The 15,002-nt window shown below is 67.6% G+C and carries 12 protein-coding genes and 1 other RNA gene; 11 read left to right on the top strand and 2 right to left on the bottom strand.

Annotated elements, in window-relative coordinates:
* Positions 1-5: 5 nt before the first annotated feature.
* Complete coding sequence (locus ACO2Q1_RS13130) at positions 6-3,815, bottom strand: LamG-like jellyroll fold domain-containing protein (protein ID WP_423329923.1); 3,810 nt, start codon at positions 3,813-3,815, stop codon at positions 6-8.
* A 264-nt stretch (positions 3,816-4,079) separates the two neighbouring features.
* Between ACO2Q1_RS13130 and ACO2Q1_RS13135 the strand changes: the two genes are divergently transcribed.
* On the top strand, positions 4,080-6,941 hold the full coding sequence (locus tag ACO2Q1_RS13135; protein ID WP_423329924.1) for a TonB-dependent receptor: 2,862 nt from the start codon (positions 4,080-4,082) through the stop codon (positions 6,939-6,941).
* A 233-nt stretch (positions 6,942-7,174) separates the two neighbouring features.
* Here the strand turns inward: ACO2Q1_RS13135 and ACO2Q1_RS13140 are convergent, their stop codons facing one another.
* The gene (locus tag ACO2Q1_RS13140; RefSeq protein ID WP_423329925.1) at positions 7,175-7,882 is read right to left on the bottom strand and encodes a LamG domain-containing protein; all 708 of its coding nucleotides are present in this window, start codon (positions 7,880-7,882) and stop codon (positions 7,175-7,177) included.
* A gap of 240 nt (positions 7,883-8,122) precedes the next feature.
* Between ACO2Q1_RS13140 and gluQRS the strand changes: the two genes are divergently transcribed.
* The 10 genes from gluQRS (at position 8,123) to ACO2Q1_RS13190 (ending at position 14,998) form a co-directional block, all read left to right on the top strand.
* The gene (gene gluQRS, locus ACO2Q1_RS13145; protein WP_423329926.1) at positions 8,123-9,010 is read left to right on the top strand and encodes a tRNA glutamyl-Q(34) synthetase GluQRS; all 888 of its coding nucleotides are present in this window, start codon (positions 8,123-8,125) and stop codon (positions 9,008-9,010) included.
* Positions 9,011-9,083: 73 nt separating this feature from the next.
* Positions 9,084-10,607: a glutamate--tRNA ligase gene (gene gltX, locus ACO2Q1_RS13150; RefSeq protein ID WP_423329927.1), complete on the top strand. Its 1,524-nt coding sequence runs from the start codon at positions 9,084-9,086 to the stop codon at positions 10,605-10,607.
* A gap of 4 nt (positions 10,608-10,611) precedes the next feature.
* Positions 10,612-11,301: a fumarylacetoacetate hydrolase family protein gene (locus ACO2Q1_RS13155; protein WP_423329928.1), complete on the top strand. Its 690-nt coding sequence runs from the start codon at positions 10,612-10,614 to the stop codon at positions 11,299-11,301.
* 16 nt (positions 11,302-11,317) lie between these two features.
* Entirely contained in the window at positions 11,318-11,938 is a 621-nt protein-coding gene (gene maiA / locus ACO2Q1_RS13160) for a maleylacetoacetate isomerase (protein WP_423329929.1), read from the top strand.
* 48 nt (positions 11,939-11,986) lie between these two features.
* Positions 11,987-12,149, top strand: a non-coding RNA gene (ssrS, locus tag ACO2Q1_RS13165) — 6S RNA.
* 245 nt (positions 12,150-12,394) lie between these two features.
* Positions 12,395-12,997: a 5-formyltetrahydrofolate cyclo-ligase gene (locus ACO2Q1_RS13170; RefSeq protein ID WP_423329930.1), complete on the top strand. Its 603-nt coding sequence runs from the start codon at positions 12,395-12,397 to the stop codon at positions 12,995-12,997.
* A 31-nt stretch (positions 12,998-13,028) separates the two neighbouring features.
* Positions 13,029-13,262, top strand: coding sequence for a type II toxin-antitoxin system VapB family antitoxin (gene vapB, locus ACO2Q1_RS13175; protein ID WP_423329931.1), 234 nt, complete (start codon positions 13,029-13,031; stop codon positions 13,260-13,262).
* Positions 13,263-13,682 (top strand): type II toxin-antitoxin system VapC family toxin, encoded by a 420-nt coding sequence (locus ACO2Q1_RS13180; RefSeq protein ID WP_423329932.1) that lies wholly within the window; start codon positions 13,263-13,265, stop codon positions 13,680-13,682.
* Positions 13,679-14,500: a TIGR00282 family metallophosphoesterase gene (locus ACO2Q1_RS13185; RefSeq protein ID WP_423329933.1), complete on the top strand. Its 822-nt coding sequence runs from the start codon at positions 13,679-13,681 to the stop codon at positions 14,498-14,500. The genes ACO2Q1_RS13180 and ACO2Q1_RS13185 overlap by 4 nt, the downstream gene beginning before the upstream one ends.
* Positions 14,501-14,575: 75 nt before the next feature.
* Entirely contained in the window at positions 14,576-14,998 is a 423-nt protein-coding gene (locus ACO2Q1_RS13190) for a hypothetical protein (protein WP_423329934.1), read from the top strand.
* Positions 14,999-15,002: the final 4 nt, after the last annotated feature.

The raw sequence follows: 15,002 nt of genomic DNA on the forward strand, positions 1-15,002 counted from the left end.
CCTCCTCAGCGACCGCGCGGCGGCACGGCGGCGCTGTTGTTGATCCCGGTGATCTCCGGCTCATCCGAGACGATCCGCACCCAGGCGCCCGCCAGATCGGCGCCGCGCGGCGGCGTCAGGCGGACGGTCGCCGTCTTCGGCTTCAGATCATTGGGCGCGGCGAGGGCGGGGATCGACGCCTCGGCCAGCACGCGTCCGTCGGCGGACTGCAGCACCAGCCGGGCCGCGCCGGCGTCGCGCGATCCCAGCGAATGCACCGTGACGTCCAGCGCATTGCCGCGCCACGCGATGTCGCGCGCCGCCAGGGCCAGGTCCGGCCGGTCGCGAACGTCCGCCTCGGCGCCGTCCAGGGCCAGGTCGATCACTGTCGTGACGCCGGGCGCGAACGTCATTTCGATTCCCAGATCGCGGCCGAACTCGACGGGGCGGGACGCCCCGTTTCCGTCGATGGCGTCGTCCCCGTTCGCATCCGCTCCCTGGGTCAGGGTCCAGCGCCCGGTCGCGATCTGCGCCCCGGTCAGGGTCGCGATCACCGGCCGGCTCGACACATTGTGCGCGATGATCTTCAGACGGTTGCGCGCCGGATCGCGCACCAGCACCGCGAGGTCCGTCGCCTGGGCCTCGTCGGCGAAGCGCCAGCTGACCGCATTTCCCTGCACGATGGCGTTGCGCCACAGGGCGACGCCGCCCAGCCGCTGGCGCTGCAATTCCTGGGTCGGGATCTCGACCCGATCCACCCACCACTGGTCGTCGGTCATCATCGCCCAGCGCAGGGTCGCGGCGCGCCTCTGGGCGTCATAGGCTCGCTCCAGGAAGGTCTTGTCTCCGGTCGCCAGCCAGGCGTTGTGCAGGGCCATCGGATTGGCGTTGGGCGACCGCCCGGCCTCGGCCCAGGCCTGACGGAACTCCGGCCGGTTCAGCTCCGCCGACAGGTCGCCGTTGATCGTGCCGATCAGGGCGGACGGCCCGCCGTCGCGCAGAACCTGCTCGATCGGCCGCAGGTATTTCGCATCCCCGGTCCAGCGCCAGGCGGCCCACATCAACAGGTTCGTCTGCTGCGGCCCGGCGTTTCCGCGCGTGGCGCTGTCGGGCCAGTTGATCTCGCTGGGATAGGTCCAGCGGCCTTCTGCGTCCTGGGTCCCGTGGGCCAGATAGCCGTCGGCCAGCTCCAGCAGCAGTTTCCGGACCTCCGGCGCGCCGTTCCAGTCCACCAGGCGGATGCCGGGATGCAGGATCAGATAGGAATAGGGCTTGGACCACTGCCACGGGTCTTCGCGCACGATGTGGTCGCCGCCGAAATAGTTGCTGACGAACAGACGTCGGCCCAGCGGATTGACCTCGGTCAGGTCCTCATAGCGCGCCGCCGTCTCCATCAGCCGCTCGACGGTCCTCGGATCGGACGGCGACAGATAGGAGACCTGGCTGACGGCGTTGACGCCCTCCTCATAGACGTGGAGTTCATCGGTCACGATGGCGCCCAGGCCGTCCTTCCACATGCCGTTGCGATAGGTCGCCGCGATCATCGCCTCCAGCGAGGCGTTCAGCTTGTCCGGCCTGACGCCCATCAGGGCCAGGCCGGGCCACTGGTTGGTCAGGTCGGTGTCGTCCGACAGGCCGCCGCCGAATTCGCCGTCCACCTGGCGACGGTCGATCCACCAGTCGACGAAGTCGCCGGCCTGTTTGAGCGCCTGCGTCTGACCCCACGCCCAGGCCGGGACCCCGGGGGGCGCGGGTGCGATCTCGACCGGCGGCAGGGGTTGCTGGGGATTCCATTCGGACCAGTAGGCGACGCCTGCCGGATGCTCGGGGTTCACCCGCAACAGGTCGGTCAGATCGGCGTAGAAGCGGGCGAACAGGCGAAGGTCGCGGTTCGACTGCCGCTCCTCGACCAGGAAGCCGTAGTTGTCGCGAATCTGCTGGTGGCGATCGTGCTCATGCTCGACGCGCGCCTCCTCGCGGCTCTTGAACACCAGACCGATCCGGGCCCCCGAGACGCTGGCCGGGCCGAAGCCCTGCACCGACGACGCCAGGGTCAGATAGATCGGCTTGCCGCTCGGCAGAATGCGGTCGCGCACATCCAGCCACAGCGTCCGCGCCTCGCCCGCTTTGACCGAGACATTGACGTCCATCAGGTCGCGCTCGGGGGCGATCGGGTCTTTCACCCGGATGTTCAGAGGGATCAGTCCGCCCGGTCCGGCCGCCAGGTCCAGCGCCGGGATCGTCAGCTCCAGTCCGTCCAGGCCGCCGAAATTCTCGAAGCCGAAGGTCGCGCCCCGGTTGAGCGGCAGGCCCGGCTGCTGGGTCCGGCTGTCCTGCGGGATGATCACATGCACCAGAGGCCGCGCGGGGCCGGCGGCCGTCTCCGCGCGCGGGCGGGTGGCGGCGCCGTTCGGCGTGGCCACGACCGTCGTCCTCTCCTCGGCCGGATAACGCCCCGCGATCCAGCCGGTCAGGTCCTGGACGCTGGGGAAGTCGACGGCCGCCTCGGGGCGAACGACCATGTCGAACCGGCCGATTCCCGTCGGCGCCCGACCGGCGGAGACGCGATAGACGCCGATCTCCTGAATCGGGGTTTCCTGGGCGTCGTTCAGGAACCGCACGGCGCCGCCCGTCCGATCGGCGGACAGGCGGGTGGTGGTGCGCTCGGCGCCTTGAACGCGTCGCGCCAGAAGCGCGCCCTCGTCTGTCACCTGCGCCGATCCGGCGGGCGACTCGGAGGCGTCGACGGCGGTCAGTCGGCCATGGGCCGCGCCCTGGACCTCCACCTGGTTCCAGGGCTCGGACGGCAGATACCAGGTCCCGGCCTTGCCCCCGCCCGAATAGACGTTCCAGTCCGGCAGGATGAAGTAGTCGCTTCGTCCCTCCAGCCGCGAACGGTTGTAGACGCCGGGCCAGGTCGTCTCGCGGATCCCGTCGTTGCCCTTCCACATGCGCTGGGCGACGTCGCGCTGGTCGGTGAATTCAACGCGGCGGATCGCCGTGTGTTCGTCGGCCAGATAGGGCGGGGGAGGCCCGTCAAAGCCCAGACGGCGGGTCCACGCGCGGTCCGAAGCCGTGGGGGCAGCGGCGACCGCGGGCTCGGCGTTGCGCGACAGGGCGGCGGCGCCCGCGGCGTCCAGGGCGCGGTCATAGATGCGCAGTTCGTCCAGATCACCGCCGCGCAGGAAGTTGTATCGGCTCTGCACCTGATAGGGGCTGATGATCCGGCTGTGCGGACCGAACTGGTCCAGGCCGGCGTCGAGCACGGCCGACCGATCCTTGCGTTCGGCCAGCTGGCCGTTGACGAACAACCGCACGCCTGTGTCCTCGTCCCAGGCGAAGGCGATGTGGGTCCATTCGTCGGCCGCCGGAATGCGCGGCGCTTTCCACGATACCCGCACCCGCGCCAGGTTGGCGTCGGTCACGAAGGCGTCGAAACCTTCGCCGTTCCAGTCAATTCGCAGGAACACCATGTCCCAGCTCGAATGGTTGGCGTAGCTGACGCGGAACAGCGGAAACTGATTGGCCGTCAGCGGCGTGCGTGCGCGCCAGAAGAACGAGACCGTGCCGCGCTGGGCCTGGATGTTGCCGGGCGCCGACCAGGCCAGGACCTGATCATCCTCGGCCTTCAGATAGCCGCCGGCGACGCCGCCCGGCTGGATCGAGGCGCGGTCGGCGAAGGTGGGCTGGGCCTGACCCGCCGCCTGGTCCGCCGTCAGCGACGAATCGGCCGACAGCCGGAACAGCAGGCCCGGATCGGCGGACTGGGCCGACGCCCCGCCTCCCAGGCAAACAGTCAGGGCGGCGCCGGTCAGCAACAGGCTGCGAATCGTCATCTTGTCCCTCCCGCCGGGCGTCGTTTCGCGCCCGGTCTGATTTCTGTCGCGGCTGCGCCACGGTCGTCAGTCTGCTGCGAAGGCGGACTGGAAATCGGACCGGCCACCTTCTTGCCACATCAGCCAAACTGTGCGTAAGAACTATGACACCGGTAGCAGAGATTTGGCAAACCCATCCTGACACCGGTGTCGGCCGCCAACGGGCGGTCGAGGGAGAACAGAGGGCGAAAGACCCTCGACAACGCAACAGGGAGGAGACCCATCATGCACTTTCGTACGCCCTCGGCGCGTCTCGCGCTGACCGCCACCGCATCTTTCGCCGCCATGACCCTGGCGCTCGCCGCCTCGCCGGCGGCCGCCCAGGACGCTGCCGATCAGGATCCTGAAGCCACTCAGGTCGACGAGATCGTCGTCACCGGCTTCCGCGCCTCGCTGGCCAACGCCCTGAACATCAAGCGCCGCGAAGCCGGCGTGGTCGACGCCATCTCGGCCGAGGACATCGCCGACTTCCCCGACACCAACCTGGCGGAATCGATCCAGCGCATTCCGGGCGTCTCGATCGACCGCGACGCCGGCGAAGGCCGCACCATCACCGTGCGCGGCCTGAGCTCGGAGTTCACCCGCACCCGCATCAACGGCATCGAGGCCCAGGCGACCACGGGCGCCACCGATTCCTCGGGCAGCGTGAACCGGGGCCGCGGCTTCGACTTCAACGTCTTCGCGTCGGAGCTCTTCAACAACATCACGGTCCGCAAGACCGCCTCGGCCGAAGTCGAGGAAGGTTCGCTCGGCGCCACCGTCGACCTGCGCACCAGCCGTCCGTTCGACAGCGGCGGCGCCAGCCAGACGGTCCTTTCGGCCCAGTACGGCTACAACGACCTGTCCCAGGAGTGGAGCCCGCGCTACGCCGGACTGATCTCACGCACCTGGATGGACGGTCGCCTCGGCGCCCTGGCCTCGGTGGCCTACAGCGACAAGGACTCGATCGAGGAAGGCTTCTCGTCCGTGCGCTGGGGTCCGGCCAACGGCGACAACGGCTTCCAGAACCCGGCGGCCCTGCCGGGCGGTTCGGGCGCCGCCGCAGGCCTGTTCCACCCGCGTATCCCGCGCTACGGCCGCCTGACTCACGGCCAGGAACGTCTGGGCGGCACCCTGTCGCTGCAGGCGCGTCCGAACAACGACCGCACCCTGTTCACCTTCGACGCCCTCTATTCCAAGCTGGACTCGACCCGCAACGAGCAGTTCCTGGAAGCCTGGTCGCTCAGCCGCAACGCCTCAGCGGGCGGCAAGCCCGAGGTGGACATCGTTGACGCCATCGCCGATCCGGAAACGGGCGAACTGGTCTATATGAAGCTCGACGACATGGACCTGCGGACCGAAAGCCGGTTCGACGCCCTGGAAACCGAGTTCACCCAGGTCACCCTGGCGGTCGAGCACGAGTTCACCGACAATCTGAAGTTCAGCGGCACCATCGGTCGTTCGAAGTCGGAGTTCGCCAACCCGCTGCAGGTCAATGCGATCATCGATCGCCAGAACACCGACGGCTACAGCTGGGACTTCCGCCAGAACCGCGACCTGCCCCTGATCGTCTATGGTTTTGACGTCGCCGATCCGAACAGCTGGACCTTCACCGGCCCGGCAGGCCTCCAGCCCAGGACGGAACTGCGCCTGAGCTCCAGCCAGCAGACCAACATCTACACCACGGCCGAAGGCGGTCTGGAGTGGACGTTGAACGACAACCTGACCCTCAAGGGCGGCGCCAGCTACAAGGAATACTCCTCCATCGGCTCCGGTCTGGCGCGCCTCAACAACACCGCCCCGGCGCTGCCTGCCGGCACCTCCATGGCCTCGGTCACCGGCCTGCTGACCGGGTTCGGCCGCAATCTGGACCTGCCCGCGGGATCGGCGACCTCGTGGGTCATCCCCGATCTCGAGGCCCTGCGTCAGCTGTGGAAGTGGGACTGCAACTGCGACACCGGCGTGGCCGGCGGCGACTTCCGCCTGCTGGGCCTCGACAACCCTTCGGCGTTCAGCAGCTTCCGTGAAGTGACCGAAAAGGACACCGGCTTCTGGGTCCAGGCGGACTGGGATGTGACCCTCGGCTCCATGCCGTTCCGCGGCAACGTCGGTGTTCGTCAGGTCAAGACCGAGATCGACGCCGTCGGCTTCTCGAACGTCGGCGGTGTCGCTCGGGTGACGCCGGGCGAGAACGAGTATGACGACACCCTGCCGTCGCTGAACCTGTCGATCGAGCCAGTCGAGAACCTGATGGTGCGCTTCGCCGCCGCCAAGGTGATGTCGCGTCCGCCGGTCACCAGCCTGATCCCGGTGTTCAGCCTGTCGGCCCTGAACGCGCCGAACCCCAGCGCCTCGCTGGGCAACGTCGAGCTGGAGCCCTATCGCGCGAAGACCTACGACCTGTCGGTCGAATGGTATTTCGCACCGGAATCCCTGCTGTCCTTCGCCTATTTCTACAAGGACATCTCGACCTATGTGCAGACGACCCAGCAGACGCTGACCTATGCCCAGCTGACCGAGCTCAACCCGGTCGCCTTCCCGGTCAGCCCTGACCGTGATCCGAGCCTGACCTATATCTACTCCACCCCGACCAACACCGAGGGTGGTCCGCTGAAGGGTTGGGAAATCAGCTATCAGCAGCCGTTCCGCTTCCTGCCGGGCTTCCTGTCAAACCTCGGCACCCAGCTGAACTACACCCACGTCGAATCCCAGATCGACTACTGCACCACCTCGAGCTGTGCGGTCATCGTGACGGAAGATCTGGTCAATCTGTCGCCGAACGCCTGGAACGCCACCCTCTACTATGACGACGGCAAGCTGAACGCCCGCGTCTCGGCCTCCTACCGCGACGGCTACTATCAGAACGTCCCGGGCAGCAACGGCGGCAACCGTGGCATCCCGGTGCAGGGCAAGACCGAGACGCTCAGCATCGACGCCTCGGCCTCGTACCAGCTGACCGACAAGGCTTCGATCTCGATCGAGGGCATCAACCTGACCGACGAACCCAACCGCCAGTATCACGGCGATCTGGGCGGCAACCGCGACAGCACCTACGTCTACCACCACACCGGCCGTCAGGTGTTCGCCGGCATCCGCTACAAGTTCTAAGTCCCAAGTTTACTCCTGGAACTACCGGCCGGCGCCCCTCGGGACGCCGGCCTTTTTTCTGTATTTGGCCCGCAATATCACCGAGCACCCCGGCGAAGGCCGGGGTCCAGATGGCGACCCGTGCTTGAGACATGTCGGTCAGACGACAGGCCCAGCCGACCTTTCGGGTCGTCCGTTTCAGTCGGCGCAGCCTCGATCTGGATCGCGGCCTTCGCCGGGATGCACGGAGGGCCTCAGGTGTGGCGCGTGAACCGCTCCTGCGGCAGGGCCTCCGGGGTGAAACGCGCCTCGCGCACCGCCCCGTTGAAATAGTTCACGCGGTTGATGCGGCATCCGACCGAAGCCCGGCCTGCGCCCTGGGCCCTGAACGTCACGGCTGCCTCGCCCTGCAGCACGCCGTTGACATAGCTGCGATAGGTCGCGCCGTCATAGGTCTGGGCTACGTGGAACCACCGGCCGACCGGATGGCGCTTCTCCGGGAAGATCAGCACCTGATTGTACCCCGGCCCCTTGATGAAGGCGTCCAGCCACCACTCCTGACCTTCCACCCGGATCTCGAACAGGAAACGAGTGCCCGGCGGCTGCCCCTGGGCGGCGCTGACCTCGTCGGCTTCCTGAAGATGGAACCAGCGTTGCTCGAAGGCGCCGCCGTCGGGGCGGAACACCGCCTCGAAGGTGAACCGTTCGGCGCCGGCCAGCGGATGGTTGTCGATGAACAGGGCGTCGTCCGCGCCGTCGAACTTCACCGCCTTGCCCAGCGGCGTGTCGATCAGCACCGGCGCCCCTTCAACCGTCGTGGCGCGCCCGCCGATGGCCTCCAGCCGGTCGAAGGTCCATACCGTCTGCCCTGGCGTCGCGCCGGGCTTCAGGGTGGCGCAACCTGGCAGGGCGGCGGTCAGGGCCAGGCCGCCCCCCGCCGTCAGAAGCTGGCGTCGATCCATGGTCGTCCTCCCGGTTCTTGTTGAGACCACTATCAGCGGAAACCGGTGTCATGAAAAGCATCGGTTCTGGCGACGGGTCAGCCCAATTTCCGTGCGCCCCGGCGAAGGCCGGGGTCCAGATCAGAGTTTTCGGCATAAGCCATGTCGCACCGGCCAGAATCGGACTCGACCGGATACGCCATCTGGACCCCGGCCTTCGCCGGGGTGCACGGTGTTGGGATGTTCAAGGATAGCGAGCGGATGTCGATCGAGTCTGGCTCTACAGGAAATGCCCCGGCCGTCCGTTTCGCCCCCAGCCCCACGGGCGACCTGCACCTGGGCCACGCCTTCTCCGCCGGCTATGCGGCGCAGAGGGGCGGCGATCTCGGCGCGCGGTTCCTCATCCGTATCGAGGACATCGACCGGGGCCGCAGCCGGCCGGAGTTCATCGACCGCAATCTGGAAGACCTGGCCTGGCTGGGCCTGGTCTCCGAAGGCGAGGTCTGGCGTCAGTCCGGACGGATGGTCGTCTATCGACAGGCGCTGGAGAGGCTGGACGGACAGGGCGTCCTCTATCCCTGTTTCTGCACCCGGGCCGACATCCGGCGCGAGATCGAGGCGATGGGCGGGGCGCCCCAGGATCACGTCGGCCATGTCTATTCCGGCAAATGCCGCCATCTGTCCGCGATGGAGCGTCAGGACCGGATCGGTCGCGGCGACCCCTATGCAATACGGCTGGACGGCGGACGGGCTCTCGACCTGAGCGGCCCCCTGACCTGGACCGACGTCACCCACGGAACCTTCGCCGTCGACCTGTCGGCGCTCGGCGATTTCGTCGTGGCCAGGAAGGACACTCCCACCTCCTACCACCTGGCGGTCACCGTCGATGACGCAGCCCAGGGCGTGGTCCGGGTGACGCGCGGCGAGGACCTTCTGTCCTCCACCCCCGCCCACCGGCTGTTGCAGGCCCTGCTGGGGCTCGACGTGCCGGTCTGGGATCACCACCTTCTCGTCGTTGACGACGACGGCCGTCGCCTGGCCAAGCGTCTGGGCTCTCCCTCCCTGCGCGACATGCGCGAGGCGGGGCTCAGTCCCCAATCCGTGCTTGAGACCGCCGCCGCGCGGGCTATAGGACGCGCAGCAAATTGATTTTGGCGAAATCTGAGCCCCGCCGTACCGACGGCATGACCGATTTCGCCCCCGGACTTCGGAGTTACCTGCAATGACCGTCAAGACGCGCGTGGCGCCGTCGCCCACCGGCGATCCCCACGTCGGCACCGCCTATGTGGCCCTGATGAACTATCTGTTCGCCAAACAGCATGGCGGCACGTTCATTCTGCGCATCGAGGACACCGACCGGGCGCGCAGCACCCTGGAGTCCGAGCAGGTCATCCTCAAGGCCCTGACCTGGATGGGCCTGTCCTGGTCCGAGGGTCCGGACGTCGGCGGCCCCAACGGCCCCTATCGCCAGTCCGAGCGCAGCGACATCTATGCGAAATACGCCGATCAGCTGCTGGCTGACGGCCACGCCTTCCGCTGCTTCTGCACGCCCGAGCGCCTCGACGCCCTGCGCGCCCGCCAGTCTTCGGAAGGTCAGCCGCCCCGCTACGACGGCCGCTGCCTGCACGTGCCGGCGGCCGAGGCCGAGGCGCGCGTCGCGGCCGGCGAGCCGCACGTCCTGCGCATGAAGGTCCCGTCGGAAGGCGTCTGCGTCTTCAACGACATGGCGCGCGGCGACATCGAGATCCCGTGGGACTCGGTCGATATGCAGGTGCTGATGAAGTCGGACGGCTTCCCCACCTATCATCTGGCCAATGTCGTCGACGACCATCTGATGGGCATCACCCACGTCCTGCGCGGCGAGGAGTGGATCCCGTCGGCGCCCAAGCACCAGCTGCTTTATCGCTATTTCGGCTGGGACATGCCGCAGCTGTTTCACCTGCCTCTGCTGCGCAATCCGGACAAGTCCAAGCTCTCCAAGCGCAAGAACCCGACCAGCGTCCTGTTCTACGAGCGGATGGGATACCTGCCCGAGGCCCTGACCAACTTCCTCGGCCTGTCGGCGGTCAGCCAGGCGGACGGCGACGAACTGATGGACTTCGCAACGCTTCAGTCGCGGTTCGACGTGTCGAACATCTCGCTGGGCGGGCCGATCTTCGACATCTCCAAGCTGGACTGGCTGAACGGCCGCTGGCTGCGCGAGGTGCTGTCGCCCGAGGGCTTCCGCGCCGCGGTCAACGCCTGGATCACACCGGCCTATCTCAATGAGGTCGCGGACATGGCCCAGTCGCGGGTCACCCGCCTATCCGACCTCGGCCCCGCGACCAGCTTCCTCTTCGCCGGCCGTCTGGAGCCGTCGCTGGCCACCCTGCTGGACGGCAAGCTGGACCAGCCGACCCTGAATCGCGCCCTGAACCTGGCCTCGATCGGCTTCGAGCGCGAGGCGGACTGGACGCAGGCGGCCATCGAGGGCGTCCTGCGCACCGTGGCCGAAATGACCGGCGCCAAGTTCAAGGATCTGGTGCGGCACATGTTCATCGTCATGACCGGCAAGCCACAGTCCCTGCCCCTGTTCCGCTCGATGGAGCTGATGGGCCGCGACATCGCCCGCGAGCGGATGCGCGAGTCCATCGCCGTCCTGGGCGGCGCCTCGGCCAAGGAGGTCAAGGCCTGGACCGCCGATTTGGACAAGCACCTGAAGGCCAGGGCCGCCGAGGCGGCGGCCGAACCCGCCGTGGAGAGCTGATCCCATGACCCTGGCCTTCGCCGCGCCCGAGCCTGTCCTGGCCGCCGTGTCCAACGGCGAGCGGTTTCCCGTGCGCCGGGTCTTCTGCGTCGGCCGAAACTACGCCGACCATGCGCGCGAGATGGGTAGCGATCCCGACCGCGAACCGCCCTTCTTCTTCACCGCCTGGGCTGAGGCTGTCGTGCCGTCCGGAACGACCATCGTCTATCCGCAGGCGACGAAGGACTATCAGTTCGAGGTCGAACTGGTCGTGGCCATCGGCAGGGGCGGACGAAACATCGACCCCGCCGCCGCGCTGGACCACGTCTACGGCTACGGCGTCGGCCTCGACATGACCCGGCGCGACCTTCAGGGCGCGGCCAAGAAGACCGGCCGCCCCTGGGACACGGGCAAGAATGTCGAACAGTCCAAGCCCTTGGGTCTCCTGCGACCGGCCGAGGGTTTCGATCCCGGCGTCGGCGCCATCGCCCTGACCGTCAACGGCGAGACGAAACAGACGGGCGATCTTTCCGATCAGATCTGGCCGGTCGTCGACGTCATCGCCTACCTGTCCGGCCTCTATCGGCTCGAACCCGGGGACCTGATCTACACCGGCACCCCGGCGGGCGTCGGGCCGGTGGTTCCGGGCGACGTGTTGGTGGCGACGATCGACGGTCTGGAGACCCTGACCGTCACCATCGGCGATCCGGCCTGAGACGAGGGGAACCTGCATGATCCTGCACGGCTACTGGCGGTCCTCGGCGGCCTGGCGGGTGCGCATCGTCCTCGCGCTCAAGGGGCTGACGGCGGATCAGGTTCCGCATCACCTGCGCGACGGGGGGCAGCGCGCGCCTGACTATCTGGCGCTTAATCCGCAGGGTCTGGTCCCGGCGCTTCAGACCGACGACGGCCGGGTGCTGACCCAGTCCCTGGCCATCTGTGAATATCTGGACGAGATCGCGCCGGAGCCGCCCCTGCTGCCCGGCGATCCCGCGAACCGCGCGCGGATTCGCGCTGCGGCCCTGGTGGTCGCCGCCGACATCCATCCGATCCAGAACCTCAAGATCCTGCGCCGCATCAAGGACTTCGGCCAGGATGAGCAGGCCTGGGCGCGTCAGGTGATCGAAGACGGATTCAATGCCCTGGAGGCCCTGCTGGCCAAGACGCCCGGCCCCTTCGCCTTCGGCGCGACCCCGACCCTGGCCGACGTCTGCCTCGTGCCCCAGATGACCAATGCGCGACGGTTCAATGTCGAACTGCGCTGGCCCCGTATTCAGGCCATTGAGGCCGAATGCCTGAAGCTGGACGCCTTCCGCCTGACCGCCGCCGAGCACCAGCCCGACGCCGAATAGACCGCCGCTTGTGGGCCGGGGGCTGAAGCCCTATCTTGTGCGCTGGCGGGTCTGCTGCGGCTCACGTCGTAGGCAACATATCCTCGCGGCCTTAATTCACTCGAAGGGATCTGTCCCTGTCTGACCTCGTGGGGTCGGGTATACGGAGCCCACCTGGCTACCCAGGCTCGAGAGGATTCAAACCGTCCTTCACGGTTCTTGCGGCGCCCGCCAACCCATTCTCCTAGAGCGCTACCGCTCGGCTCGCGGAGCCTCGCTGCTTGAGCGGCGGCGCAGCGCGCGATCACCAGCCGTGCGGTGGCTCGAGCCTTGTGTGCAGGGCTCGGCCCCCCCCACCGTGCACCCCGCCGCAGGCCGGGGTCCAGATCAGGACCTGTGCGCGAGGGATGCCGCGCATCGAAACTCGACCCCTGGCCGAATTTGCACTCTGGACCTCGGCCTTCGCCGGGGTGCACGGTGGCCTATGAACACCGGCCGGTCCTGGCAATGCGGCAGATGATGGAATTCCCGGACAAGGCGGCTTTACGCGCGGACGCGCGGGCTCGCCGGAAGGCCCTGACCCTGGCGTCCCCGGATGCTGCCCGGTGCGCCGCCGCCCATGCCGCAGACCTGCCGCCGGCTGATGTCGTCGCCGTCTATCGCGCCATGGGGTCGGAGCTGGACCCCGAGCCTCTGGCGCTCGCCCTGGCCGCGTCCGGGCGTCGGTTGTGCCTGCCGGTGGTTCTGAAGCGGGACGCCCCCATGATCTTTCGCGTCTGGTCTCCGGGAGAGCCGCTGGAGATGGACGTCGCCGGCTGCCCGGCGCCCCTGCCGTTGGCTCAGACCATCGACCCCGACCTCGTTGTCACGCCGCTTCTGGCGTTCGACGGCGCCGGCGGGCGCCTGGGGCAGGGCGGGGGCTACTATGACCGCACCTTCGCCGTCCGACCGGACGTGACGCGGATCGGCCTGGCGTTCGCGGGGCAGCAGGTCGAACACCTGCCGATCGAGGCCCACGACATCCGGTTGCATGGCGTTCTGACCGAGACGGGCTACAGGTCATCTGGCATATCCCGTTGACATATACATGGCAGAGTCCGATACCGACGTCATGAGCGCGCCGCTGAAAGCCACGGTCTTCAAATCGAACCGCTCGCAGGCGGTGCGCCTGCCCAAGGCCGTCGCCTTTCCCGACGACGTCAAGGAGTTGCGCGTCATCAAGGAAGGCAAGAGCCTGCGACTGGTGCCGGTGAATGCGCTCTGGGACGATTTTTTCGCCCGACCGGGGATCGATATTCGCATCGCCGAGGATGTGGTCGACGACAGCGTTGTCGAGTTCGAGTGAGTGTATCTGTTCGACTCTGACATCTGTGTTCGCATTTTGCGTAACCGCGCCGCGACGCTGGAATCCCAACTGAAAGCGCATGCGGAGGTGTTGTTCACCTCGACGGTGGTGCGTCACGAACTGATGCACGGCGCGCTGATGTCTGAACGACCAATCGACCAGCGAGCGGCCGTGGAGGCCTTGCTGGATCGCCTGCAGGTTCTGGATTTCGACGAGGCGGCGGCTGACCATGCCGCCGATATCAAGGCCGACTTGCAACGCCGAGGACTGATGATCGGCGCAAACGACCTTCTGATCGCGGGTCATGCGCGCAGCCGCGCCTTGATCGTCGTCACCGGAAACCTGCGCGAGTTTGGTCGGGTGGATGGGCTACGGTGTGAAGATTGGCCTGCGGGCCCGGCAGGACCTTACCTTTCATGAGACTGGCGTTTTTCGGTGATGTGGTCGGCAAGTCGGGCAGGGACGGTCTTTCGGATCATCTGCCGGGGCTCAAGCGGGACCTGAAGCTCGACTTCGTGGTGGTGAATGCGGAGAACGCCGCCGGCGGCTTCGGCATCACCGAGAACACCGCGCGTGAACTGTTCATGGCGGGCGCCGACTGCCTGACCCTGGGCAACCATTCCTGGGACCAGCGCGAGGCCCTGACCTATATCGTGCGCGAGCCGCGCCTGATCCGCCCCGCCAACTATCCGCGCCTGATGGATGCACCGGGCGCCGGGGCCAATCTGTTTGAAACCCATTCGGGCCGCACCGTTCTGGTCATGAACGTGCTGGGCCGCGTCCATATGGATCCGATGGACGATCCCTTCAGCGCGGTGGACCGCGAGTTGAACGCCGCCCCGCTCGGCGCCGTCGCCGACGCGGTCATCGTCGACATGCACTGCGAGGCGACCTCGGAAAAGATGGCCATGGGCCATTTCTGCGACGGCCGTGCGTCCCTGGTGGTCGGCACCCACACCCACGTCCCGACCGCCGATTGCCAGATCCTGCCGGGCGGCACGGCCTATCAGACCGACGCCGGCGGCTGCTGCGACTACGACAGCGTCATCGGCAACGAGAAGGAAGAACCGCTCCGGCGCTTCACCACCCGCATCTCCCAGGGGCGCTATACCCCGGCCAGCGGCCCGGCCACCATCTGCGGCGTCTATGTCGAGACCGACGACAGGACCGGCCTGGCGACCCGCGTCGAACCGATCCGCGTCGGCGGGCGGCTCAGCCAGGCGGTGCCGACCGTCTGATCCGAGCGTCAGCCGGCGTCAGGTGCAAAGATTGCGGCATGCGTCCTAACCTTGCTGTCTCACGAGGACCAGGACATGCGACGCATACAATGGGGCAGGGTGGCGGCGGTCACGGCCGTCTTCACCCTGATCGGGCCGTTGATCGGCTTCATGGCCGCCCTCGGCTGGTCCATCCACCAGATTCCGGCCGACGAGCCGAAGATGCGTTCCCTGATGCTGCTGTCGGGCTTCTTCACGGTGATCGTCGCCTACATCGTCGGGGCGCCGATGGCGCTGCTGACGGGCCTGATCGCCGGACTGGTCTCGCCCAGGGTCAGGTCGGGCGTCCTGTGGGTGGTCGCCGCCACGGCCTTGGGCGCCCTGGCGGCCCTGCTGCTTTATCGCCTCGTCTCGCCGGGCATGGACCGAAATCTGGTCGTCGCCTGCGCCGCGATCGCCAGCCTGGGCTGCGCCCTGGCGACCGTCGCCATCCGGCCGCGGGGTACGCGGCCGAGCTGAGTGA

It is taken from the genome of Brevundimonas sp. VNH65, assembly GCF_049445955.1.
GTDB lineage: Bacteria > Pseudomonadota > Alphaproteobacteria > Caulobacterales > Caulobacteraceae > Brevundimonas.